This window comes from Cellulomonas persica (assembly GCF_007989825.1).
GTDB classification, from domain to species: domain Bacteria; phylum Actinomycetota; class Actinomycetes; order Actinomycetales; family Cellulomonadaceae; genus Cellulomonas; species Cellulomonas persica.
The window spans coordinates 159,208-182,245 of record NZ_BJUA01000004.1 but is presented as its reverse complement, the minus strand read 5'-3'; the positions used below and the strand labels follow the sequence as shown (position 1 = coordinate 182,245).

Annotated in this window: 22 protein-coding genes; 6 read left to right on the top strand and 16 right to left on the bottom strand. The window is 73.3% G+C overall.

The features are described from left to right. Positions 1–24 precede the first annotated feature (24 nt). Genes CPE01_RS16380 through CPE01_RS05640 form a run of 5 tightly spaced genes read right to left on the bottom strand, consistent with a single transcriptional unit; the run spans position 25 to position 4,504 of the window. Positions 25–183 carry a hypothetical protein gene (locus CPE01_RS16380; protein ID WP_186811420.1) on the bottom strand — a complete coding sequence of 53 codons (159 nt, stop codon included), beginning with the start codon at positions 181–183 and terminating at the stop codon, positions 25–27. After that, positions 180–1,673: a glycosyltransferase family 2 protein gene (locus CPE01_RS05655; protein WP_146805665.1), complete on the bottom strand. Its 1,494-nt coding sequence runs from the start codon at positions 1,671–1,673 to the stop codon at positions 180–182. Before CPE01_RS05655 ends, CPE01_RS16380 begins: the two co-directional genes overlap by 4 nt. Continuing rightward, the gene (locus tag CPE01_RS05650) at positions 1,670–2,425 is read right to left on the bottom strand and encodes a PHP domain-containing protein (protein WP_146805664.1); all 756 of its coding nucleotides are present in this window, start codon (positions 2,423–2,425) and stop codon (positions 1,670–1,672) included. The genes CPE01_RS05655 and CPE01_RS05650 overlap by 4 nt, the downstream gene beginning before the upstream one ends. Positions 2,426–2,432: 7 nt before the next feature. Next, the gene (locus CPE01_RS05645) at positions 2,433–3,437 is read right to left on the bottom strand and encodes an ATP-grasp domain-containing protein (RefSeq protein ID WP_146805663.1); all 1,005 of its coding nucleotides are present in this window, start codon (positions 3,435–3,437) and stop codon (positions 2,433–2,435) included. Further along, on the bottom strand, positions 3,434–4,504 hold the full coding sequence (locus CPE01_RS05640; protein WP_146805662.1) for a response regulator: 1,071 nt from the start codon (positions 4,502–4,504) through the stop codon (positions 3,434–3,436). Before CPE01_RS05640 ends, CPE01_RS05645 begins: the two co-directional genes overlap by 4 nt. Before the next feature lie 152 nt (positions 4,505–4,656). Between CPE01_RS05640 and CPE01_RS05635 the strand changes: the two genes are divergently transcribed. Together CPE01_RS05635 and CPE01_RS05630 are read left to right on the top strand one after the other, a co-directional pair. After that, complete coding sequence (locus tag CPE01_RS05635; protein WP_146805661.1) at positions 4,657–5,832, top strand: LLM class flavin-dependent oxidoreductase; 1,176 nt, start codon at positions 4,657–4,659, stop codon at positions 5,830–5,832. 26 nt (positions 5,833–5,858) lie between these two features. Further along, positions 5,859–6,479 carry an FMN reductase gene (locus CPE01_RS05630; RefSeq protein WP_146805742.1) on the top strand — a complete coding sequence of 207 codons (621 nt, stop codon included), beginning with the start codon at positions 5,859–5,861 and terminating at the stop codon, positions 6,477–6,479. A gap of 40 nt (positions 6,480–6,519) precedes the next feature. On the opposite strand, the gene CPE01_RS05625 is transcribed toward CPE01_RS05630, so the two are convergent. From CPE01_RS05625 to CPE01_RS05610, 4 genes are all read right to left on the bottom strand, one after another. Continuing rightward, on the bottom strand, positions 6,520–7,365 hold the full coding sequence (locus tag CPE01_RS05625) for a M15 family metallopeptidase (protein ID WP_146805660.1): 846 nt from the start codon (positions 7,363–7,365) through the stop codon (positions 6,520–6,522). Between the two features lie 57 nt (positions 7,366–7,422). Further along, entirely contained in the window at positions 7,423–8,898 is a 1,476-nt protein-coding gene (locus CPE01_RS05620) for an outer membrane protein assembly factor BamB family protein (protein ID WP_146805659.1), read from the bottom strand. Positions 8,899–9,196: 298 nt separating this feature from the next. Beyond that, entirely contained in the window at positions 9,197–9,475 is a 279-nt protein-coding gene (locus CPE01_RS05615) for an iron-sulfur cluster assembly accessory protein (RefSeq protein WP_146805658.1), read from the bottom strand. Between the two features lie 254 nt (positions 9,476–9,729). Continuing rightward, a complete protein-coding gene (locus tag CPE01_RS05610) occupies positions 9,730–11,181 on the bottom strand; it encodes an outer membrane protein assembly factor BamB family protein (RefSeq protein WP_146805657.1) in 1,452 nt (483 codons plus the stop codon). A gap of 79 nt (positions 11,182–11,260) precedes the next feature. Here CPE01_RS05610 and CPE01_RS05605 point away from each other — a divergent pair, with 79 nt between their 5' ends. After that, the gene (locus tag CPE01_RS05605) at positions 11,261–11,719 is read left to right on the top strand and encodes a VOC family protein (RefSeq protein ID WP_307723677.1); all 459 of its coding nucleotides are present in this window, start codon (positions 11,261–11,263) and stop codon (positions 11,717–11,719) included. Between the two features lie 34 nt (positions 11,720–11,753). On the opposite strand, the gene CPE01_RS05600 is transcribed toward CPE01_RS05605, so the two are convergent. The 3 genes from CPE01_RS05600 to CPE01_RS05590 form a co-directional block, all read right to left on the bottom strand. After that, a complete protein-coding gene (locus CPE01_RS05600) occupies positions 11,754–13,235 on the bottom strand; it encodes an outer membrane protein assembly factor BamB family protein (protein ID WP_146805656.1) in 1,482 nt (493 codons plus the stop codon). Positions 13,236–13,280: 45 nt separating this feature from the next. Then, a complete protein-coding gene (locus tag CPE01_RS05595; RefSeq protein ID WP_146805655.1) occupies positions 13,281–13,787 on the bottom strand; it encodes an NUDIX hydrolase in 507 nt (168 codons plus the stop codon). Between the two features lie 68 nt (positions 13,788–13,855). After that, positions 13,856–14,377 (bottom strand): peptidoglycan-binding domain-containing protein, encoded by a 522-nt coding sequence (locus CPE01_RS05590; protein WP_146805654.1) that lies wholly within the window; start codon positions 14,375–14,377, stop codon positions 13,856–13,858. Between the two features lie 318 nt (positions 14,378–14,695). Here CPE01_RS05590 and CPE01_RS05585 point away from each other — a divergent pair, with 318 nt between their 5' ends. After that, positions 14,696–17,959, top strand: coding sequence for a glycoside hydrolase family 48 protein (locus CPE01_RS05585; RefSeq protein ID WP_146805653.1), 3,264 nt, complete (start codon positions 14,696–14,698; stop codon positions 17,957–17,959). A gap of 152 nt (positions 17,960–18,111) precedes the next feature. On the opposite strand, the gene CPE01_RS05580 is transcribed toward CPE01_RS05585, so the two are convergent. From CPE01_RS05580 to CPE01_RS05565, 4 genes are all read right to left on the bottom strand, one after another. Then, complete coding sequence (locus CPE01_RS05580) at positions 18,112–18,375, bottom strand: GlsB/YeaQ/YmgE family stress response membrane protein (RefSeq protein ID WP_146805652.1); 264 nt, start codon at positions 18,373–18,375, stop codon at positions 18,112–18,114. A 105-nt stretch (positions 18,376–18,480) separates the two neighbouring features. Continuing rightward, positions 18,481–19,314 (bottom strand): aldo/keto reductase, encoded by an 834-nt coding sequence (locus tag CPE01_RS05575; RefSeq protein ID WP_146805651.1) that lies wholly within the window; start codon positions 19,312–19,314, stop codon positions 18,481–18,483. Between the two features lie 87 nt (positions 19,315–19,401). Next, a complete protein-coding gene (locus CPE01_RS05570) occupies positions 19,402–20,883 on the bottom strand; it encodes a glycosyltransferase family 39 protein (RefSeq protein WP_146805650.1) in 1,482 nt (493 codons plus the stop codon). Positions 20,884–21,110: 227 nt separating this feature from the next. Beyond that, complete coding sequence (locus tag CPE01_RS05565) at positions 21,111–21,716, bottom strand: class I SAM-dependent methyltransferase (protein ID WP_146805649.1); 606 nt, start codon at positions 21,714–21,716, stop codon at positions 21,111–21,113. Between the two features lie 336 nt (positions 21,717–22,052). On the opposite strand from CPE01_RS05565, the gene CPE01_RS05560 reads away from it, so the two are divergent. After that, a complete protein-coding gene (locus CPE01_RS05560; protein ID WP_146805648.1) occupies positions 22,053–22,307 on the top strand; it encodes a hypothetical protein in 255 nt (84 codons plus the stop codon). Between the two features lie 460 nt (positions 22,308–22,767). Next, on the top strand, positions 22,768–22,911 hold the full coding sequence (locus CPE01_RS16695; RefSeq protein ID WP_246783761.1) for an N-acetyltransferase: 144 nt from the start codon (positions 22,768–22,770) through the stop codon (positions 22,909–22,911). Positions 22,912–23,038 lie beyond the last annotated feature (127 nt).

The following is a 23,038-nucleotide window of genomic DNA, read 5'->3' as shown; positions in this document are numbered from 1 at the left end:
GGTCCCGGCCCGTGCGCTCCGCGCTCATCGCAGGGCACCGAGCACGACGAGCACCGCCGCGGTGACCAGCAGGCCGACGAGCGCGACCCACAGCACGCGACGCTCGGCGCGCGCGTCGGCCCGGATCTCGTCCGCGAGCTCGTCCGGGTCGGGCGTGCTCGCAGGCTGGTCGTCGGTGCTCATCCCACCACCCGCCCTGTCTTCTCCGTCTTGTCCCACACCGCCACCGCACCCCGCCACTGCTTGACGTACGCGTCCAGCGTGATCGCGCACAGCACGGGCCCGAAGCCGATGACGTAGAGCAGCGGCACGGACAGGACCCGCAGCGCGCGCACCCCGTCGCACGCGCGCACGAGCGGGGCGAGCAGCATCGCGAGCAGCGGCCACGCGTACAGCGCGAGCTGCCACGCGTCGCGACCCGCGTCCGACATGCGCAGCCCCAGCAGGCCGGGCACGGTGTCCTCCCACAGCCCGGGGAACCACGCGGCGCTCATCACGACGAGCGCGAGCAGCCCGGGGAACGTCAGCCCCTGGAACCAGGACCGGCGGGCGGTCTCGCCGTCGAGCAGCAGCGTGACGGTCGTGATGAACACGTACGCGGCCACGGCGAGCCACCACAACGACCGGAACGCGACGAGCGCGGTGGTCTGCGCCACCAGGTGCAGACCGACGAGCCCGATGCTCGCGGCGACGATCGCGACGGGCAGCAGGTAGACCGAGAACCAGATCACCCCGAACGTCCACGACCCGAGCCGCTGGCCACCGCGCCGCACCGGCCACGGCCGGCGGAACCAGACGTGCTCGAACGTCCCGGTGATCTGCACGTTGCCGCGCGCCCACCGCACGCGCTGCTTCCACAGCGCGCGCACCGAGTCGGGCTCCTCGGCGAGCACCACCGCGGCGGGCTCGAAGACGACGCGTCGGCCGTCGAGCTGCGTGAGGAACGTCGTGTACGTGTCCTCGGCCAGGGTGCTGGTGTCGATGCGGCCCCCGATCGCCTCGAGGTTCGCGCGCGAGTGCAGCTGCGCGCCACCCGCGAGGCACGCCATCGCCCCGAGCACGTTCTGCGCGCGGCGCGCCGCCGCCTGCGCGGTCACGTACTCGTACCCGATGAACCGCGCGACCGAGCCGGGCCGCCCGCTGCCCTCCCGGATGAACGCGGTGACCGCACCGACGCGCTCGTCGGCCAGGTGCCGGGTCATCCTGCGCAACGAGTCGGGGCGGTAGATGACGTCGGCGTCCATGATGAGCAGCGCCTGCATCCAGTCGTCCGCGAGCGCGTGCGCGATCCCGTGGTTGAGCGTGTGCGCCTTGCCCTGGCCGCCGTGCGCGCGACGCAGGTGCACGATCCGGCCCGGGTGCTCCGCGGCCTTCGCGAGGACGACGTCGGGGGTGTCGTCGGTGGACGCGTCGTCGACGACGAGCACGCGCAGCCGGTCCGGCGGGTACTCCAGGCGCATGAGCCGCTCGAGCGACGCAGCCAGCACGGCTCCCTCGTTCCACGCGGGCACCACGACGACGACGCGCGGCAGGTACGGCGCCGCGTCGCGCAGGTGGTTGCGCCACGCGTGCACCGGCACGAGCGCGTACTGCAGGATCCCGGCGAGCACGGGCACCGCGCCGAGCAGGACGAGGACGACGAGCGCGACGACGAGCGCGTCGTGCCCGCTCACGTCGCCGCTCCGCCGCGGGCGTCGGCGTCCGCGAGCAGGCGCGGGTACCGGCCCACGTCGGCGGCGTCGTGCGCGTCGCTCGACGCGACGAGCGCGACGCCCGCGTCGCGCCACCGCTCGACCACGCGCACCCCCGGGCAGTGCCACTTCTCGTTGACCTCGACGAGCGCGCCCGCGGCGACCGCGGCCGCGGCGATCGCGTCGAGGTGCTCGTCGCTCACGTCCTCCTCGCGCAGCCCGATCTTGGGCAGCAGCGACAGCGGGTGCGCGAGCTGGGCGTGCGGCACGCGGCGCAGCGCCGCGACCGTGGCGTCGACGAGCATCGCGAGCACGTCGTCGGGCGCCAGGCCGAGGTCCATGGCCTCGCGTGTGCGGCGCGGGCTCCACGGCCCGTCCGGCCCGGGGAGCTGGTGGTCGGCCAGCAGCACGCGGTCGACGCCGCCGCGCGAGCCGGCCGCCGCGAGCACGTCGGCCGGTGCGTCGACCGCACCCGTCACGTCGAGGATCTTGGCCTCGACCCCCGTCAGCACCGTCAGCCCGTCGACCCGCGGCAGCGCGCGCAGCGCGTCGAGGCGCTGCGGCACGTCGGTCGTCGTGACGCGCACGTGGTCGACCATGCGGATCACGCGCAGCCCGCGCGCGACCGCCGCGTCCAGGTTCTGCTGCGGCGTGCTCACGGCGTCGTCGGAGAACGTCGAGTGGACGTGGTGGTCCTCGTCCAGCCACGGCACGGGCTCGCGGGCCTCGGTCATCGCGGCCTCAGGGACCCGGCTCGGGGGACGGCCCGGCGGTCGAGCCGGCGGGGAGCACGTCGTCGAGCGGCAGGAAGACGTCCTCGAGGTAACGCACGTTGGCGGTCTCGACGAAGTCGACGTGCCGCGGCAGCGCGCGGCCCAGCATCGCGTCGAGGACCAGGGACGGCATGTCCACCCCCGAGGCGATGGTCAGCGGCATGGCTCCCGGGAACCGCGGGTTCACCTCGAGCAGGCCCGGCGTGCCGTCGGCGGTGCGCTTGAGCTGGACGTTGGCGACGGTCGTGAGCCCGATCGCCTCGGCGACGGCGGTCGCGGCGGCGACCAGCGCCTCGTCGTGCACCGTGACGCCCGCGACCGCGACGCCCGAGTCGACCCGCAGCCGCGCGCGCGGGACGGCCGCGACGACGTGCCCGTCGAGGTCCGCGAGGACGTCCACCGAGAACTCGTCGCCGGGCAGCAGCTCCTGGACCAGGAGGTCCTCGTCGGCGTGCACCGCGTCCAGCTCGGTCTGCGACAGCACGACCCGCACACCGCGCGACCCGGCACCCCTGCGCGGCTTGACGATCACCGGGAACTCCCAGCCGGAGACGGCCTGCGGCGTCCCGACGAGCTCGGTGCGCGGCACGTACGCGGTCCGCGCGCAGGCCCGTGCGAGGGCGAGCTTGTCGAGCGCGGTCTCGAGCGTGCGCACCGACGGCGACGCCAGCAGCGTCCCGGCGGCGGCGAGCTCGTCGCGCGCGGCCGCGAGACGCGGCAGCTCGACGTCCACTGTCGGGAACAGCACGTCCACGCGGTCGTCGGCGCACATCGCGCGCACGGTCTCGACGAAGTGGTCGGCGAGCCCCGCGGGCACGAGCCGGCGGCGGTCGGCGGGCACGAGGTAGATGCCGCTCGCCCAGCGGTCCATGTCGGCGGCCAGCACCTCGACGTCGTCGCGGCGCTGCAACGAGCGGATCACCGCGACGCCCGCGGGCCCGCCCGCGCCGGTCACCAGCACGCGCACGCTCATGCCCCCTCCGACCCCTCGTGGACACCGTGCTCGACCTGCGCACGCGCCCCGGACCCCGTCGCCCCGACCCCGCCCGCGGTCCGCACCATCTCGAGCGGCTCGACGAACGTCCCCGTGCCGAACCGCGCCCAGTAGCGCGCCGTCGCCCGGACGAGGTCGGGCGCCATGTACGCGCGGTGCGCCTGCGACGCGAACGCCGCGAGCATCTCGAGCTTGGTGTCGACGTACCCGTCGACCGTGACGAACCGCGTGGGCCGGAAGTCGACCGTGGCCGACGGGCTCTGGAAGCAGCCCAGGGTCGGGACCTGGCGCGCCGCGACCTGCACCGCACGGTGCGTCGCGCGGTGGTCCTGGTGCCGGTCGTGCTCCGAGTGCGTGTAGACGATCGTCGGCCGCACCTGCGCGATCGTCTCCTCGATCGCGGTGATGAGGCCCGCGGCGGGGTCGAGGTGCGTGTCGGCGAAGTCGAGCAGGAACAGGCGCGCTCCGACGACGGCCGCCGCGGCGAGCGCCTCGCCGTGGCGCTCGTCGGTGTCGCCGCCGACCGCACCGCCGGACAGGGTCAGCACCGCGATCGTGTCCCCCGCGTCGCGGTGCGCGGCGAGCGTCGCCCCGACCCCGATCTCGACGTCGTCCGGGTGCGCGCCGACCGCGAGCACGACCGCGCCCTGGTGCGCCTCGCGCCGCGCCCGGCCCCGCTCGGCGATCCGGGTCGCCCGCTCCACGAGGTCGGCGGCGGACAGCGGCTTGACCAGGAAGTCGTCGGCCTCGCGCTGCAGAGCGTCGACGGCGTAGTCGACGCTCGCGAACGCCGTCATCACGACGACCGGCACGCCCGGTGCGGCGCTGCGCAGCTCGCCCAGGAGCTCGAGCCCGGACATCCCGGGGAGCTGGATGTCGGTGAGCACGAGGTCGAGCGCGTGCGTGGCGACGTGGGCGAGCGCGCTCATGGCGTCGCCGACGACCGTCACGGACATGCCCGCGCGGCGCTCGAGGACGGTCCGCACGAACAGTGCGGTATCGGCGTCGTCCTCGACGACGAGCACGTTCACCTGCGCGTCCGCCATGCATCTGCCTCCCGCGGCCATGCCACCATCCCCGAGGGCGGGCCGCAATCCAGCGGGCGTCGCACCAGCAGGGAATACTCACGAGGGGCGGGAGGTTGACGCGGCCAGTACATGCAAACGCATGGATCTGTTCGAGGAACGAGGCGATAGCGATGCAGTTCGGCATCTTCTCCGTCGGCGACGTGACGACCGACCCCACCACAGGCCGCACGCCCGACGACACCGAGCGCGTGCGCGCGATGCTGACCATCGCCCGCCACGCCGACGAGGCCGGCCTCGACGTCTTCGCGACCGGCGAGCACCACAACCCGCCGTTCGTCCCGTCGTCCCCGACCACGATGCTCGGCTACCTCGCGGGCGTCACGAAGCAGATCACGCTGTCCACCGCGACCACGCTGATCACCACCAACGACCCGGTCCGCCTGGCCGAGGAGTACGCGATGCTCCAGGTGATCTCCGACGGCCGGATGGACCTCATGATGGGCCGCGGCAACACCGGCCCGGTCTACCCGTGGTTCGGCCAGGACATCCGCCAGGGCATCCCGCTCGCCATCGAGAACTACGCGCTGCTGCGCCGCCTGTGGACCGAGGACGTCGTCGACTGGTCCGGCAAGTTCCGCACCCCGCTGCAGGGCTTCACCTCGACCCCGCGTCCTCTCGACGGCGTCCCGCCGTTCGTCTGGCACGGCTCGATCCGCTCCCCCGAGATCGCCGAGCAGGCCGCCTACTACGGCGACGGGTTCCTGCACAACGCGATCTTCTGGCCCATGGAGCACACCGCGCAGATGGTGAACTTCTACCGCCAGCGGTTCGAGCACTACGGGCACGGCGCGGCCGACCAGGCGATCGTCGGCCTCGGCGGTCAGGTCTTCATGCGCAAGGAGTCGCAGAAGGCGTGGGACGAGTTCCGGCCGTACTTCGACAACGCGCCCGTCTACGGGCACGGGCCGACGATGGAGGACTTCACGCGTGAGACGCCGCTGACCGTCGGCTCCCCGCAGCAGGTCATCGACCGGTACGGCGCGTTCTGGGAGCAGGTGGGGCACTACCAGCGCCAGCTGTTCCTCATGGACCACGCCGGTCTGCCGCTCAAGACCGTCCTCGAGCAGATCGACCTGCTCGCGACCGAGGTCGTCCCCGTGCTGCGCCAGGAGGCCGAGGCTCGTCGTCCCGCGCACGTGCCGGCCGGACCGCCGTCCCACGCCGAGCGCGTGGCCGCCGCGCGTGCGGCCGGTGAGGTGCACACGCAGCGCGTCGCCGAGGGCGACCACTGGACCGGCCGGACCGCCGAGGACGACGTCGACGCTGCGGACGCGGTGGCACGATGAGCACCTCCTTCCCGATCGGAGCACCCATGGCCGCGGAACGCTCGCTCGTCGTCGTCTCGGCGGGCGTCAGCCAGCCGTCGTCCACGCGCCTGCTCGCCGACCGGCTCGCCGCCGCGACGGTCGACGAGCTCGCCGCCCGGGGCCTGCGCGCGACCGTCACGACGATCGAGCTGCGCGACCTCGCGCACGAGATCGTCAACATGACGCTCACCGGCTTCGCGTCGGGCGCGCTGTCCGACGCGCTGACCAAGCTCGCCGCCGCCGACGGCGTGATCGCCGTGACGCCGGTGTTCACGGCGTCCTACGCGGGGCTGTTCAAGTCGTTCGTCGACGTGCTCGACAAGGATGCGCTCGCCGGGATGCCCGTGCTGCTCGGGGCGACCGGCGGCACCGGCCGTCACTCGCTCGTGCTCGAGTACGCGCTGCGGCCCCTGTTCGGGTACCTGCACGCGGACGTCGTCGGGACCGGCGTGTTCGCCGCGACCGACGACTGGTCCGACGGGGGCGGCGACGACGTCAAGCCGCTGCCCGAGCGGATCCGGCGCGCCGGGCGGGAGCTCGCCGAGGGCGTCGCCGAGCGCGAGCCCGCCAAGCCCGCGGGCCTCTACGACGCGGTCCCGAGCTTCGAGGACCTGCTGGGTCACTGACGCCTCGGGTCACCGAGGATCGCGACGACGGGCCGCGTGCTCAGCGGCCCGTCGTCGAGAAGTGCTGGTAGTCGGTCGGCGAGTCCCAGTACCCGCCCCACCGCCACCCCGCGTCCGCGAACGCGCGCACGACCTCGTCGTCCGGGCGGATCACCCCCGGCGCGGGCGACCGGTCCACGAACGCCCGCCCCGCGCGCGGCGCGACGTGCGAGCCGATCACGTACGGGTTCTCGACCGGGTTGAGGTCGAGCGCGCGCCCGTACGCGTGCTCGGACCACCCCGTGCCGCCCGTGATCGCGCGGCAGTTGAACGCCGACGTGTTGTCCGCGTCCATCGACGCCGTGTCGTCCGCGCCGAAGTCGTCGACGAGCCGCATCGACCGGATCGGGTAGCGCTGCGCGAACAACCGCGCGAACACCCCGACGACGCCCTCGGCGAGCTCCTCGTGCACCACGAGCTCGCCCTCGTGCACCGCGCCGTCGAAGTCGACGTGGCTGACCCGCACGTAGCGCAGGTCCGCGAGCGGCACCGGGCACCCCCGGCGCCAGGAGGCGTGCATGCGCGCCGCGAGCGCGTCGTCGATCGTCGTGATGCTCGAGCGGAACACCGGGCCGGGTTCGGCCGTCGGCTGTAGCGTCGGTACGGCGGGCGTCGCGGGCGTGGCGGTCGCCGCCGGGACCGTCCGTGACGTGCGCGTCGGTGACGGGCGCGTCGGTGACGGGCGCGTCGGTGACGGGCTCGTCGGGCCGGTCGTCACCTGCGCCGGACCGGAGGCGACGCCCGGCCGGCTCGCTCCTGTGTCGTCCCGCGGGTTCGTCGTGCAGCCGACGACGAGAAGCCCGAGCGCGAGCACGACGAACCTGCGAGCGCGCCCCCGGCGGGTCATCGCCCCATCATGGGACGGCACCGCGTCGCGGGCGACCGCAGCGCTGCGGCCGACCGGTCAGCGCAGCACGACGAGGTCGTTCACTCCCGTCTCGGCGGTTCGTGAGCCCCAGATCCGGTCACCGAACGTGGTCATCCAGTCCACGCCGTCGGGCACCGTGACCTCGCCGGCGGGTGTGCCGTCGAAGGTCAGCGCGTGCACCACGGGCGGCTCCGGAGCCTGGCCGTCGACCGGCTCCCGCAGCTCCGTGAGGTACAGCCGCACGCCGTCGGTCAGGACACCGCCCGAGTAGCTCTCGTCGTCCGGCCTCTCGTGCACCCAGCGCTTCTCCCCGGTGCTCCCGTCGCACGCGGCCAGGCCCGAGGCACCGAGCGCGTACACCGTGCCGCGCACCACCTGCACCACGTCGTACGTCGCGACCGGCTCGTCAGGGTCGACCGACCACCGGCGGGTCCCGCTCGCGGCGTCCCACGCCGTGAGCCCGTCGGCGGTCGTGAAGACCACGTCACCGAGCGAGCCGTCGTCGACGAGCCCGGGCACCATGTCGCCCCGCAGCTCGGGGCCGATGGCACCGTCCCGCACGAGCGCCGTCCGCGAGCCGTCGGCGTCGTTGGGCAGGTTCACGACGACCACGTCCCGGTCGGGCGCGTTCCACCCCCTCGAGCTCTCGAGCGGGAGCACCGACCCGTCCGCCCTGACCAGCTGGACGTAGCCGTCCGCGGTCGAGGCGACGAAGACTCCCCCTGCGGACGACACGCTCGCGGGGAAGTAGCTGCCCTCGTCGACCTCCCCCGTCTCGGGGAGGGACCGCTGCCAGCGCTGCTCGCCCGTGGCGAGGTCACGCGCGGTCAGGACGACGCCCGTGCGGTCACGGCCGGCCGTCGCGACGACGCCGTCGAGCACCGCGATCTCCTCCGCGCGCTCGTCCACGTCCCAGGCCGCGACCTGCCGGCCGTCGTCCTGCGCGTGCACGACCAGGCGTGCGTATGTCGCCTCGCGCCACGAGTAGCGGCCGTCGTCGTCCCACACCGTGCCGCCGTCGCTGTCGAGGCACACGACGACGGCGCCCTCGTCCGCCGTCCCGGTGCTGCAGCGCATGTTCTCGCCCGCCTCCGGACTCGTCGAGCTGCCGACGCGCGCGTCCCAGAGCACCGTGCCCGTGTCGAGGTCCCACGCCTGCAGGTGCGGCGTCGAGTCGTCGCCGGTCGTGACGAGGAACGCACGGCGGCCGTCGTCGGCGAGGTCGAGCCAGGACAGGCTCGGGAGCTCGTACGCGACCGACAACGCGTCGCCGAGGGGCGCGACCACCCCGGGCACCTCCTGCAACGCGGCGACCGCGGCCCGTTCGCGCGCGTCGAGCACGGCCTGCCCGGCGACCAGCCCGGCGCCGATGAGCGCGGCGCCAGCGCCGAGCCAGACCAGCCCGCGCCTCGACCTGCGCGGGCCTGCGCCCGGCGGCTGCGTGGGCGATCGGTCGAGCTCCGGCTCGAGGGCGTCCTCGGTCAGCTCGACGCGCTGCAGGTCGCCGCTCATCGCACCCACCCGGACGAGTCCGTCGTCATCGCTCGCGTGCTCAACCCGTTCCTCGGTCTCTGGCTGCCAGGTGCGTGAAGCATCCGATATCTACCATGCGCGCCGTGCTCCTCGACGTCGAACTGCGCGACCGTTCGCTGCCGTGACGCGGACGAGCCCCGGCCCGCCCACGCCGTCCGGTCCGTCGGGGACCGGGGGCGGGCGGCCGGGGCTCGTCGTGCGGCACGTGCCGTGTCACACGGCAGGTGTGGCGTCCGGTGGTGGCGCGGTCAGGTCCGCGCCACCGAGCCGTCGGACGTCAGGGCTGCGGGGTCAGCGTGAACGCGGAGCCGTTGCCGGCCGCCTCCACGTCGAGCTGCTGCGACGCCAGGGTCGCGGACGTGCGCTCGTCGACGTACACGCGGGCGCCGCCCGCCTCCACCACGTCGTCGCCGGGTGCGGGGCCTGTCACGAGAGCGAGGTCGAACGCGCCCGTGTCCTGCTGCGCGATGCGCAGGCCTCCCGACTCGGCGGGCAGGCCGGACTGCTCGGTGAGGGCCTCGACGGCGGTACGGGCGTTGTCGGTCAGGGTGAGCATGAGGCTCTCCTCTCGGTCGCCTGGGGACGGTCGTCGCGGCGCACGTGCCGGTCCCGGTCGTCGCCGGTGCCGGCCGCCGTGCCGGTCGGGCCGCCTTCGGTCGTGACCCACCGTGTGCAGGTCGCCGGCGGTCTGGCAACCGCGCCGTCCGCTGCGCGAGACGGATGCGAAGATCCTGTGACCGGGCTCGCGAGGCCCGCGGGACGGTCGTACGGTGCGCCCCGCACCCTCTCGCCGCGCGTGGGGGACGGCCGTCAGCGCAGCACGACGAGCACGTCGGAACCCTCGTCGCGTCGGGTCCAGAGCTGGTCACCCAGCCGCGAGGTCCAGATCACGCCGGACGGCATCCGGATCTGCCCCTCGGACCGGCCCGCGAACGTCAGGGCCTCGACCGCGGTCTCGCTGCTCGAGGACACCGAGTCCTCCGACAGGACGTAGAGCCGACGTCCGTCGGTCTCCACGGACCTGATCATCCGGTCGTCGGGCGACGCGGCCCGCGACCAGAGCTCGCGTCCGTCCTCGCCGTCGAACGCGACGACGCGGGACATGCCCCACGCGTAGACGTCCCCCCGCAGCACGAGCGCACCGTCGAAGGCCGCCGGACCGACGTCGGCGCTGTTCTCCGCACCCCACGACCACAACCGCTCGCCCGTGACCGGGTGCCACGCCGACAGGCCCTGCGACGTCGTGAACACGAGCCGCCCGAGCGAGCCGTCGTCGACCGACGTGGGCACCGGCTCGCGTTCGATCTCCTCGCCGAGGACGCCGTCCAGCAGGACCTCGACGCTCGCGCCACCGTGCGACAAGAACAGCGCAGGCCCGTCGGCCTCGCCCCAGCTCACCGTCCGCGCGGGAAGCACCTGACCGCTGTACGTGACGACGCGGTCGTCGCCCCGCAGCCCCGAGACGACGACCGCCCCGCCGCCCTGGCTCAGCCACGCGTTGCCCGGGTCGCCGTCGGACGGCTCGCGCGCCGCGCCGAGGAACGTGCGCTCCCAGTTCTCCTCGCCGGTCGCGACGTCGTGCGCCGACAGCCGCACGTCCTCGCCGTCACGCGCGAGGACGAAGACCTGGTCCTCGTGGACCGCGATCCCGTCCACCGGCTCCTCGAGGTCCCACGCGACGAGCCGTGCACCGTCGTCCTGGGCGTGCACCACGACCCGCGCGTACGTGGCGGGCAGCACGACGAGGTCATCGGCCTCGTCCCACTCGTAGCGGCCGTCCGTGTCGAGGCACGCCACCACCGCACGGTCCCCGGCGACCCCCGAACCGCAGTGCACCTGCGCGCCACGGCCGTCCCCGCGCGGGGCGTCGGGCGCGAGCGGCACGTCCCACCGCAGCGTCCCCGTCGCCGCGTCCGTCGACCTCAGGCGTGGCCCGTCGTCGCTCCAGACGACGGTCAGCAGCGTCGACCGGTCCCCCGGGAAGTCGAGCCACCAGGGACTGGCGACCTCGAACGCCACCGCGAGCTCGTCGCCGATCGGGCTCAGCACACCGGGGACGGCCTGCAGCTTCTCGAACACCGCCCGCTCGCGCGCGTCGATCACCGACTGCGCGACCACGAGCCCGCCGACGACGACCGCCGCACCCGCCACCAGGCCCCTCGCCCACCGGCGACGGCGCCGCTCCGTCTCGGCGGTGCGCGGCGAGACCGGCTCGTCGAGGACGCCCTCGTCGAGCTCGACGCGCTGCAGGTCACCGCTCATCGTCGCTCCCTCGCCGCCGCCGCTCGGCGCCTCGCCGCACCCTAGGCAGCCCGACCCCGCCGGGTCCAGGATGGGACGGGTGCGTCATCCGACGCCGCCGGACCGTCCCGACGAGGAGGCCGTCATGGCTGTCGTGCTCAACCCGTACCTCGGCTTCGCCGGCCGCGCGCGTGAGGCGCTCGAGTTCTACCACGCGATCTTCGGCGGCGACCTGCACCTCATGACCTGGGGCGAGGGCGGCCTCGCCGACGACCCGGCGCGCGTCGACCTGATCCAGCACGGTCAGATCAGCGCCCCCGACCTCACGCTCATGGCCGCGGACTCCGGCTCCCCGGAGCAGGAGCAGTCCGGCTCGTCGATCAGCGTCTCCCTCAGCGGGGACGACGAGACGCGGCTGCGCGCCTACTGGGACGGGCTGGCCGAGGGCGCGACCATCACCGAGCCGCTGACCCAGGCGCCGTGGGGCGACACGTTCGGCATGCTCACCGACCGCTTCGGCACCGCGTGGATGGTCAACATCTCCCCCGCCCGGGCCTGAGCCCCGCGCGGCGGTCCCGCCGCGTGCCCGGGGTTCAGCCGAGGACCGCGGCTCGTGTGCCGTCGGCGGACGTCGCGACGAGCGCGCGGCCACGGATCTCGAGGGACCGCCAGCCCGGCGGGGGCTCGAGCACACCCTGCGGGCGCCCGTCGAGGTCGTAGGCGAGCCAGGTCTTGTCCGCGCCGAGCAGCCCGTGCAGCGCGACGTAGAGGTGCTCGCCGTCGGTGAAGAGGTCGGTGACGTACGCCGACTGCGGCGGCGGCACCGACCACAGCACCGTCCCGGTGCGCCCGTCGACGGCTCGCACCTGCGCGGAGTCGCCGCCCTGGTAGACGACGCCGTCGAGCACGACGGTCCCGCTGTCGCGGCCCTCGACCGCCCACAGCGGGCGGCCCGAGTCGGGGTCGAGGCCGCGCAGTCCGTCGTCGACCGTGAGCACGACGTCGGACAGCGAGCCGTCGTCGAGCGTCGGCATCGCCACGACACCACGGAGCTCGAGGTCGTCCAGGCCCGGCCGCAGCAGGATCGTGCCGGCTCCGTGGTCGACGGTGAGCAGCACGATGCGGTCCGACCGCGCCTGCCGCACGTACCCGTCGACGCGCCCGCCGGGCCGCAGCTCGCCGTGCACGTCGAGGAGGTAGACCTGCTGGCCCGCACCGACCGCGACGACGTCCGGCCCGGCGACGAGCTGGACACGCGCGATCCGGGGCGGCGCGCTCAGCGAGCCGAGCTGGAGCGTGCCGGTGCGCGGTACCGGGAAGCTCGCGTCCCACGCGGTGCTTCCGGTCAGCAGGTCCTGCGCGTGGACGTGCACCCGACCGAGCACGCGCCAGGCGACGACCGCCAGGTCCTGGACGACGACCACACGCCCCGCCTGCGCGGGGGTGTCGCGGCGCGCGAGCAGCGCGCCCGTGCGCGCGTCGAGCGCGACGACCTCGGCGCGGCTCGCGCCGGCGGCCTCGTGCAGGCCGCGGGCGTGGAAGCCGAGCACGCAGACGAGCACGTCGCGTTCGTCGGGCAGCACGGACGTCGTGCAGGCGTTGCCCCACAGCGCGACGGCCGCGTCCTCGTCGGGACGCCCTCGCAGCGACGTCATCCACCGGGCGACGCCCGTCGCGGCGTCCAGCGCGACGGCCTCGACGGTCCCGTCCCGCAGGCTCCGGGCACCCACGTAGGCGCCGTCGACCGGTGCGTCCAGCAGCAACGAGTCCATGAGGGCTGCGTCGGTGACCCACCTCACCTGCGGCTGCGACGCGACCGCATCGATCGCTCCCGGTAGCGCGGCACGCGCGGCGACCTTCTCCCGGTACGCCGAGTCGAGCACGGCCTGGACGCCGACCAGCGCGAACACCAGCACCCCGACCACACCCACGAGCGCGACGAGCAGGTGCGCGCGCCGACGACGCCGTGCCTCGCCACCAGGGTTCTCGTCGAGGTGGCCGGCGGGCACGACCGACCGCGCGAGCGCGTCGTCCTCGACGAGCTCGACCCGTTGCAGCGCGGGCTCGCCGCCCATCCTCGGACGGTAACCCCACCGCGCAGTCCGCGCATCAACAGGGTCTCAGGCACGCACCAGGGCGCTGAGGCGGTCCAGGAAGGTCTCCTGTGCGGCGACGACGAGCGCGCGCGCGTCGTCGAGGCGCACCCATCCGACCCGGTCGACCTCGGGCACCTCGAGCATGCGACCTGACCGGGGCGGCCACGGGATCGTCGCGGTGGCGCCGCTGACCGGGGTGCCGCCGGTCCCGTCCGGGCCGACGGGTCCGACGTCCACGTGCAGGTCGGCCGCGTGCCGTGCCCACGCGAGCACCGTCTTGCCGCCCGACTGCCGGACGTCGCCCAGCGGTTCGTCGTCCTGCTCGGGCTCAGGCGGCGGGAAGCCGAGCTCCTCCGTGTACTCCCGCAGCGCGGCCGCGTGCGGTTCCTCGTCGGGCTCGATCACGCCCTTGGGGATCGACCACGCGCGCTCCCGCCTGGCCCAGAACGGGCCGCCCATGTGCGCGAGCAGCACCTCGATGCCCTCGTCGTCCACGCGGTAGACCAGCAGACCCGCACTGCGCACACCCATGCCGCCTCCCGCGGCCAGCATGCCGCACGGCTGCGACCGTCAGCACGGCGGCGTGAGCACACCTGACGTCAGCAGAGGGTGGAGCGGTTCGTGTACGCGGCGTAGAGCCACGAGCTGTTCGCCGCGTACTGGAACGCGTAGATGTTGCCGGTCACGCGCAGGAACGAGACCGTCCGCGAGCCGGTCCCGGCCAGCACCTGGTCGTACGAGCCCTTGGGCGCGAGGCGCAGGTAGTCGTCGGCGGCCCCGAGGCTCTGCGGTCCCACGGATCCGTCGACGGTCAGGCCGTGGTCGGACTGGAACGTCCTGGTCGCCTTCGCGGTGTCCGGGCCGAACGCGCAGTCCACGTCGTCCCACGAGCCGAGGTAGCCCTGCGAGAAGAGCAACGCCTGCCACAGGCCGGCGGCTGCGCTGCGGCTCCTCGTCGACTGGTTGACGACGCCCTCGCCCGCCCAGTCGTTCGTCGGGGATCCCCCGTCGCCGTCCACGTACCCGCTGCCGCTGGGCGTCGCCGATGCCGGGAGGGCACCCACGCCCACCGTCAGCATCGCGACCGCCACCGTCACCGCGAGTCGTCCGGCCGGCCTCATGCTGGTCCTCCAGGTGGTCGCCCGCACAGCGCCGAGCGGCGCCGTGAACAACCTGGCACGGGGGCTCACGTCCTCGTGGACCAACCCGTGGTCGCGCTCCCACGTTAATCGATTCGACCGCTTTACGACCGTCTCCGCGCTCGCGAGGGTGAACGCGTCCCGACCGTCGTCAACGGCCGCCCGGCATCGACGCCCGCGCCCGCCCGCCGCACGGGATCAGTGCACCTCCGTCCCGCACCCGCGTCAGCCCGCAGGTGCGGCGGGCCGTCCTGCGCGTCGCTGCGCCGGCCGCGCCCACCAGCCAGAAAGGTACGGACGATGTCCCATTCGACCCGACGGCGACACGCGTGGGTGGCTCTGGCCGCCCTCAGCGTGTCGTCCCTCCTGGCGGCCGGGATCACCCCCGCGTCCGCTGCGACCGGTGGGGGCTCCCTGCCCGCCACGGTCTCCGTCCCGGCGGCGTCGCCCGTGCGCGCCGCCGTCGACGGCGAGTACGCACAGCGCTTCCTCGAGCAGTACGACAAGATCAAGGACCCGGCCAACGGGTACTTCTCCCCGCAGGGCATCCCCTACCACTCGGTCGAGACCCTCATCGTCGAGGCCCCCGACTACGGCCACGAGACCACCTCGGAGGCGTACTCGTACTGGATCTGGCTCGAGGCGCTGTACGGCCAGGTCACGCAGGACTGGGCACCGCTGAACCACGCCTGGGACACGATGGAGAAGTACATGATCCCCGCCTCGGTGGATCAGCCGACGAACTCCTTCTACAACCCCTCGTCGCCCGGGACGTACGCCTCGGAGTACAGCCACCCGAGCAAGTACCCGTCGCAGCTCAACAGCGGCGTCAGCGTGGGCACCGACCCGCTCGCCAACGAGCTGAAGTCGACCTACGGCAACCCGGACATCTACCAGATGCACTGGCTCGCGGACGTCGACAACGTCTACGGCTACGGCGTGACCCCGGGCACCGGCTGCGAGCTCGGCCCGACGGCGACCGGCACCTCGTTCATCAACACGTTCCAGCGCGGCCCGCAGGAGTCCGTCTGGGAGACGGTCCCGCAGCCGAGCTGCGACGAGTTCAAGTACGGCGGCAAGAACGGCTACCTGGACCTCTTCACGGGTGACGCCCAGTACGCCAAGCAGTGGAAGTACACCTCGGCGTCCGACGCCGACGCCCGGGCGATCGAGGCCATCTACTGGGCCAACATCTGGGCGACCGAGCAGGGCAAGCAGTCGCAGATCGCCGGGACGGTCGCCAAGGCCGCCAAGATGGGCGACTACCTGCGGTACACGCTGTTCGACAAGTACTTCAAGACGATCGGCTGCACCTCGCCGTCCTGCGCCGCCGGCAGCGGCCGGAGCAGCGCGCACTACCTCCTGTCGTGGTACATGGCGTGGGGTGGCGCGACCGACACGAGCGCCGGCTGGGCGTGGCGCATCGGCTCGTCGCACGCGCACTTCGGCTACCAGAACCCGCTCGCGGCCTACGCGCTGTCCACCGACCCGGCCCTGACGCCGAAGTCGCCGACGGCCAAGGACGACTGGTCGAAGTCGCTCGAGCGCCAGCTCGAGTTCTACACCTGGCTGCAGGCGTCCAACGGCGGCATCGCCGGCGGCGCGACGAACAGCTGGGACGGTGCGTACGCCACGCCGCCGTCGGGCACGCCCACGTTCTACGGCATGGGCTACACCGAGGCACCCGTCTACGCCGACCCGCCGTCGAACCAGTGGTTCGGCATGCAGGCCTGGGGCGTGCAGCGCGTCGCCGAGCTCTACTACGCGTCCGGCAACGCGAAGGCCAAGGCGATCCTCGACAAGTGGGTCCCGTGGGTCGTCGACAACATCTCGACCGACGGCGCCGACTGGAAGGTGCCCAGCACGCTCGTCTGGAACGGCAAGCCGGACACCTGGAACCCGACCAGCCCGACGGGCAACCCGGGTCTGACGGTCACCGTCAAGGACTACGGCCAGGACGTCGGCGTCGCCGGTGACACCGCCCGCGCCCTGCTCTTCTACGCCGCGAAGTCCGGCGACACCGAGGCCCGCGACACGGCCAAGGCGCTGCTCGACGCGATCTGGGAGAACAACCAGGACCCGCTGGGTGTCTCCACGGTCGAGAAGCGTGAGGACTACCTGCGCTTCGACGACCCGTACGTCGCGAACGGCAACGGCATCTACATCCCCTCCGGCTGGACCGGCACCATGCCCAACGGCGACGCCATCAAGCCGGGCGTGTCCTTCCTGGACATCCGCTCGTTCTACAAGAACGACCCGCAGTGGTCGAAGGTCGAGACCGCGCTGCGCACCGGCGTGGCCCCGGAGTTCAGCTACCACCGCTTCTGGTCGCAGACGGCCATCGCGGCGGCTCTGGCGGACTACGACCGCCTGTTCGACGACGGCACCACGCCGGGTGACACCGAGGCGCCGAGCGCGCCCACGGGTCTGAAGGCGAGCGGCGTCACCAGCACCTCGGCGACGATCTCGTGGACCGCCTCGACCGACAACGTCGGCGTGACGGGTTACGACGTCTACCGCGGCACGACGAAGGTCGGCTCGTCGACCACCACGTCGTACGCCGACACCGGCCTGACCCCGGCCACCGCGTACTCGTACACGGTCCGGGCGAAGGACGCCGCGGGGAACGTCTCCGCCGCCTCGTCGGCGCTGTCGGTGACGACGGAGTCCGGCACGGTCGTGGACACGCAGGCCCCGACGGCTCCCACGGGCCTGACGGCGGGCACGGTCACCGAGACCTCGGTGGCGCTGTCCTGGACCGCGTCGACGGACAACGTCGGCGTCGTCGGGTACGACGTCTACCGCGGCACGACGAAGGTCGGGTCGGCCACCGGCACGACCTACACGGACACGGGCCTGACGGCCGCGACCGCGTACTCGTACACCGTGCGGGCCAAGGACGCCGCGGGCAACGTGTCCGCCGCCTCCTCCGCGCTGTCGGTCACGACGAAGACCGGCACGGTCGTCGACACCCAGGCGCCGAGCGTGCCCACCGGTCTGACCGCGGGCACCGTCACGGAGACCTCGGTGGCGCTGTCCTGGACCGCGTCGACCGACAACGTCGGTGTCACGGGCTACGACATCTACCGCAACGGCACGAAGGTCGGCTCGTCGACCGGCACGTCGTACTCGGACACCGGCCTGACGGCGGCGACCGCGTACTCGTACACGGTGCGGGCCAAGGACGCCGCGGGGAACGTCTCCGCCGCCTCCTCGGCGCTGTCGGTCACGACGAAGTCGCCGGTCACGACCGGCTCGTGCAAGGTCACGTACAACGCGTCGAGCTGGAACACGGGCTTCACCGCCCAGGTGCGCGTCACCAACACCGGCACGACCACGCTGAACGGCTGGACCCTGACGTTCCAGTTCGCCAACGGCCAGACGGTCCAGCAGGGCTGGTCGGCCGACTGGAGCCAGTCCGGCTCGACGGTGACCGCCAAGAACGCCGCGTGGAACGGCTCGCTGGCTCCCGGCCAGACCGCCGACATCGGCTTCAACGGTGCGCACAACGGCACCAACACCAACCCGGTGAGCTTCTCGCTCAACGGCGCGGCCTGCAGCTGATCACCGGCTGATCGCAGGACGACGGGGAAGCCCCCGGGGACCACGGTCCTCGGGGGCTTCCCCGTCTGCGTACCGCCAGCGGGGCGAGGCGGAGACGACGAAGCCGCCCGCGAGCGCAGGCTCGTCGGGCGGCTTCGTGTCGCGCGGTCCGCCTACCTGCGGCCGCGCATGTTGGCCACGATCGAGACGCCGATCACCGCCAGCACGATCTGGATGATGAGCTCGATCCAGTCGATCCCGTCCGTGTCACGCACACCCAGCAGACCCGCCAGGAGCGAGCCCAGCAGCGCCGCGACGATGCCGACGACGATCGTCAGCCAGATCGGGATGTCCTGCTTCCCCCTGGCGAACAGGCGCCCCAGCGCCCCGATGATCAGGCCGATGATGAGCGCCGAGATGATCCCGGAAATGGTCATGCGAACCTCCAGAGGCCAGACGAACTCGACCTCTGGAACCTATGTGCGCGCGACCGGTACCGCCTGTCGAGCGACCGATCGCACCGATTCGGGTAAACCGTCCGCTCAGCCGACGTAGGCGAAGGTGTCCGGGTCGGGTCCGGTGCGGTGGCCGCGGTCGAGCGCGTCCAGCGCCGCGACGTCGGTCGCCCCGAGCTCGAAGTCGAACAGCGCCAGGTTCTCCTCGATCCGCGAGCGCGTCACCGACTTCGGGAACACGATGTCCCCGCGCTGCACGTGCCAGCGCAGCACCACCTGCGCGGGCGTGCGGCCGGTCTCCCCCGCGATGCGCTGCACGACCGGGTCACCGAGCACCTCACCCTTGGCGATGGGCGACCACGCCTCGGTCGCGATGCCGTGCTCGGCGTCCGCCGCGCGCACCGCCTCGTTGGTGAGGTAGGGGTGCACCTCGATCTGGTTGACGGCGGGGATGACGGTCGTCTCGGCGAGCAGCCGGTTCAGGTGTGGCACCTGGAAGTTGGAGACCCCGATGGCGCGGGCGCGACCCGAGGCGTAGATCTCCTCCAGCGTGCGCCATCGTGCGACGTAGTCGCTCACGGTCGGCAGCGGCCAGTGGATCAGGAACAGGTCGACGTGGTCCGAGCCGAGCGCCTCGAGCGTGCGCTCGAACGAGGCCATCGCGTCGTCGTGCGTCAGGTGGGAGTTGTTCAGCTTGCTCGTCACGAACACCTCGTCACGCGCGAGCCCGCTGGCCGCGAGCGCGTCGCCCACGCCCTTCTCGTTGCCGTAGCCCTGCGCGGTGTCGATGTGCCGGTACCCGACCTCGAGCGCGGTCAGCACGGCGTCCTTGGTCTCGTCCGGCGGGACCTGGAACGTCCCGTAGCCGAGCTGCGGGATCGTCACACCGTTGTTGAGCGTGATCGTGGGGACGGACGTCATCGTTCCTCCTGTGATGGTGCGGTGCTCCAGTCTCACCCCGTTGCGCGGCACGTTCGCGGCGAGCGCGCGGGCGAGGGTCGCGTGCCCTCACGCCGAGAGGTGCACGACCTGCGGCCACACGTCCGCCCACGTGCTCGTCGGTCCGTCGCACACGAAGAGCGGGCTCTGCGACGCCTCGTTGTCGGCACCGGTGTCCACCGGGTCGAGCCGCACGCACCCGCGCATCCAGGTGGGCGCCTGCCGGAACCCCGTCACGACGACAGCGCGCTCGTCGTCCGGCGGCGGCCCCCAGTCCCCGAACCCGTTGTGCCCGCTGGCCACGCGCACGTCGGGCGGGAGCACCCGGGCGTGCTCGAGCGCGCCCGCGTCACCGTAGCTGCCGGTCAGCACCAGCCCGGCGTCGTGCTCGTCGACGACCTGCGCGACCCGTGCGGTGAACACGTCCCACCCGATCATCTCGACCTGGTCCTCCCCCACCGCCGCCCACGGTGAGTCGGCGAACGTGCCCGCCGGCAGCACCGGCAGCGCGCCGGGCAGCGCGACGAGACTCGCGGCCACCGCGACCGCGACGAGTCGCGCCATGCGTCGTGCCGGTCGCGTCGCCGCGAGCGCGCACACCCCGGCCGCGACGAGCGCCGGGTACAACCCCGCCAGGTAGTACGCCTTGCCGCCGGTGACCAGCAGGACGACGACGAGCCCGATGTACGCCCACCCGACCGGCTGCGCCCACCGCCGCGTGCGGTCCCGCAGCAGCCGCACGAGCCCGACCACCCAGACCACCGTCACCACAGGGTTGAGCAGCACGAGCGAGAGCCCGACGAACTCCAGTCGCCCACCGAGCGTCAGGTACTCGTCGCGGATGTCCGCCGCGAGCTCGAGCTGCGGCCAACGGTGCTGCGCCTGCCAGACCAGGTTCGGCAGCCACAGCGCCAGCGCGATCCCCGCGCCCGCCCACGCCCACGGCGAGCGCGCGTGGTGGCGGGTCTCGCGCGTGGCGAGCACGCCCGCGGCGAGCGCGACGAGCAGGAACGCGACGAGGTGCTTGTTCTCGAGCCCGATCCCGGCGACCACTGCGACGACCAGCCACCCGCGCGGGTCGTCGCGCCGCAGCGTCCGGAGCGTCAGCCACACCACCAGCACCCAGAACAGCGTGTCCGTGGTGGTCGTCGAGAGCATGTGCCCGAGGACGAGCGTCACGATCCCGGTCGCGACGAGGACCGCCGTCACGACCTGCTCCGCCCGGCCGCCGCCGAGCTCGCGCGCGGTCAGGGCCGCGACCAGCACGAGCGCTCCGACGACCAGCGCGGGGATCACGTGCAGCCCCCACACGCTCCCGGGCGCGACCTCGTCGGCGAGGCGGGCGAGCAGCGGCGTCAGCGCCGGTTGGTCCGGGTACCCCCACGCGAGCCGATGCCCCGCGGCGACGAAGTAGAGCTCGTCCCGGTGCGCCCCGTACCGCCCCGCGAAGGCGAGCAGCACGACGACGAGCCCGCCGACGACCGCGAGCACAGGCCGCCACGCGATCGGCTTCGGCCCGTCGACGTCCATCTCCTCCTGCATCCGCATCATCCGACGAACGTCGCAGCCGCAGCGGCCAGCAGGGGAGACGCGACGAGGAGGCCCGCTGCGTCGCGAACCGCACCGAGGCACGCGACGACCGGCACCGGCCGCGCCCACGGGCGGACCGGCCGCGGGGGCTCGTCGAGCGGGCGTTCGGCCATCGGGGCCTCCGGATGCCGGGTTCGGGTGTCCGCAACTCTAGGAACCAGGCACACCGCCTGTCCGGGGTTCCGCGGTCATGCGCGACATGCGGCGACCCGCTCGACCAGGCGGTAGCGGCCGGCGGTGTGCTCGACCGCCGTCAGGCCGGCTTCCGAGAGGCGCAGCAGCGGTCGACGACGGTGGTGCTCGCCGTGTCGTCGGCCGGCGACGTCGAGCCCGCGCTGCACCAGGCGCCCGAGCCAGGCGGACGACTCGACGTGGTCCGCGAGCAGCACTGCTCCCTGCGGGTGCACCACTCTCGCGAGCTCGCGCAGCACCACGACCTCGTCGGGCACGCAGCACAGCGCGAACGTGCAGACCACGGTGTCGAAGTGCGCGTCGGGCCACGGCAGGCGCGACGCGTCCGCCTGGACCGCGGTGACCTCGACGCCGAGGTCACGTGCGCGGCCCCGCGCCTCGGCGAGCATCGCTCCGCTCGAGTCGGACACCACCAGCTCGTCGTACCGGCCCTGGAGGTACGGCAGGTTCGCGCCGGTGCCGGCGGCGACCTCGAGCGTGCGGCCCCGCACGCGCTGCGCGACCCACTCGCGGGCGGGAGCCAGCAGGCGCGGCTCGATCCAGGCGGTCGCCCGGTCGTACGTCGCCGCCTGCGTGTCCCAGTACGCCTGCCCCTCCACCACTGCAGCTCCCCTCCCCGCGCCCGGCCAGCCTAGGCGCGGCGTCGGATCGGCCGCCTCGCCGGTACGGCATGCTCACACCATCGGGGCGGTCAGCCCTGCTGGCACTCAGGTCGGCCTGGCGGGAGCGTGTCCGCGAGGACGACCGCGCACTCGAGGGGGACTTCACGCGTGAAGCGAACGGCACGAACCGAGGTGGACCAGCCGCTGGGGCCCGGCTCGACGGGCGAGGGCGTGACCGCGGCGATCGCTGAGCTGGGACCGCCCGAGGCTCTCGCGACCAGCGTCGAACACCCGAGGACGCTGACCGCAGACGACCGGCGTGCGGTGACAGGTGCCGTGGTCACCGCTGTCACGGGCCTGGTGCTGCTGGTGCTGCTGCCGCCCGCTGGGGCGGTGGTGTCCCTGCTCGCACTCGGAGTGGGCGTCTGGCTGCAGGTCAAGTGCCCCGACCTGCGTCGCAACGTGTGGTTGGGCGTGGGCGTCGTCCTGGCTGCGGTGGGTGTGGCTGCGGCTGTCTACTGGTTCGTGCTGGCTCGCGGCAGCTCCACCGAGGTGGTGCTGCACGACCCGGTACCTTCCGCAGCGCCGTAGCGGTCGCGGGTGCGCGTCGTGCAGCCGGCGTACCGACCGTCCGGCGGGCCCCCTCGACGACGAGCGAGCGTGTGGAGAGCCGCACCTCCGGAGTCTGCGTGCGACGGGCGTCGACCCACGCCCTTGCGGCATGCACGGCCGCTCGCGACACTGCGTCGATGCCGCAGAACCCTCGCCCGCTCGTCCGCGTCGCGCGGGCGGCCGACTCCGACCAGGTCTGGCCGCTCGCTCGCGACTTCGCGACGTCGTTCGCCCCGCGGCGCGAGGCCTTCGAGGCGACGTGGCGGGCCTTGCGCTCGGCCCCGGGCGCGCTGGTCGCCGTCGCCGAGTCCGACGAGGTCGTGGTGGGGTACCTGCTCGCCCACCGGCACCTGACGTTCCTCGCCAACGGCCCGGTCGCCTGGGTCGAGGAGGTCATGGTCGCTGACACCGCCGCCGGTCAGGCGTGGGCCGAGACCTCATGCGTCACGCCGAGCAGTGGGGACGCGACAACGGCGCCGCCTACCTCGCGCTCGCGAGCCGACGAGCAGGCGCGTTCTACACCGCGCTCGGCTACGAGGAGTCCGCCACCTTCTTCAAGAAGCCCCTGACCGACGCGCCCTAGACAGACGACGAGCCGGCGCCTGCCCGGGACCATGCTCGTGAGCCGGAGCCAGACGCGGGGTCGTGGCTCAGGCGCCGACGAGCGCGTGCGGACGCGGAGGCGCCCGCCTCGCGCCGTCCGGCAGAAC

Bases quoted from the DNA above. Each gene is read 5' to 3' on its own strand.
- CPE01_RS05570 (WP_146805650.1), bottom strand. From the start codon at position 20,883: ATGATGCGGATGCAGGAGGAGATGGACGTCGACGGGCCGAAGCCGATC.
- CPE01_RS05625 (WP_146805660.1), bottom strand. From the start codon at position 7,365: ATGACCCGCCGGGGGCGCGCTCGCAGGTTCGTCGTGCTCGCGCTCGGG.
- CPE01_RS05620 (WP_146805659.1), bottom strand. From the start codon at position 8,898: ATGAGCGGCGACCTGCAGCGCGTCGAGCTGACCGAGGACGCCCTCGAG.
- CPE01_RS05585 (WP_146805653.1), top strand. From the start codon at position 14,696: ATGTCCCATTCGACCCGACGGCGACACGCGTGGGTGGCTCTGGCCGCC.
- CPE01_RS05645 (WP_146805663.1), bottom strand. From the start codon at position 3,437: ATGAGCGTGCGCGTGCTGGTGACCGGCGCGGGCGGGCCCGCGGGCGTC.
- CPE01_RS05615 (WP_146805658.1), bottom strand. From the start codon at position 9,475: ATGCTCACCCTGACCGACAACGCCCGTACCGCCGTCGAGGCCCTCACC.
- CPE01_RS05595 (WP_146805655.1), bottom strand. From the start codon at position 13,787: ATGGGTGTGCGCAGTGCGGGTCTGCTGGTCTACCGCGTGGACGACGAG.
- CPE01_RS05635 (WP_146805661.1), top strand. From the start codon at position 4,657: ATGCAGTTCGGCATCTTCTCCGTCGGCGACGTGACGACCGACCCCACC.
- CPE01_RS16380 (WP_186811420.1), bottom strand. From the start codon at position 183: ATGAGCACCGACGACCAGCCTGCGAGCACGCCCGACCCGGACGAGCTC.
- CPE01_RS05580 (WP_146805652.1), bottom strand. From the start codon at position 18,375: ATGACCATTTCCGGGATCATCTCGGCGCTCATCATCGGCCTGATCATC.
- CPE01_RS05590 (WP_146805654.1), bottom strand. From the start codon at position 14,377: ATGAGGCCGGCCGGACGACTCGCGGTGACGGTGGCGGTCGCGATGCTG.
- CPE01_RS05600 (WP_146805656.1), bottom strand. From the start codon at position 13,235: ATGGGCGGCGAGCCCGCGCTGCAACGGGTCGAGCTCGTCGAGGACGAC.
- CPE01_RS05640 (WP_146805662.1), bottom strand. From the start codon at position 4,504: ATGGCGGACGCGCAGGTGAACGTGCTCGTCGTCGAGGACGACGCCGAT.
- CPE01_RS05575 (WP_146805651.1), bottom strand. From the start codon at position 19,314: ATGACGTCCGTCCCCACGATCACGCTCAACAACGGTGTGACGATCCCG.
- CPE01_RS16695 (WP_246783761.1), top strand. From the start codon at position 22,768: ATGCGTCACGCCGAGCAGTGGGGACGCGACAACGGCGCCGCCTACCTC.
- CPE01_RS05650 (WP_146805664.1), bottom strand. From the start codon at position 2,425: ATGACCGAGGCCCGCGAGCCCGTGCCGTGGCTGGACGAGGACCACCAC.
- CPE01_RS05630 (WP_146805742.1), top strand. From the start codon at position 5,859: ATGGCCGCGGAACGCTCGCTCGTCGTCGTCTCGGCGGGCGTCAGCCAG.
- CPE01_RS05610 (WP_146805657.1), bottom strand. From the start codon at position 11,181: ATGAGCGGTGACCTGCAGCGCGTCGAGCTCGACGAGGGCGTCCTCGAC.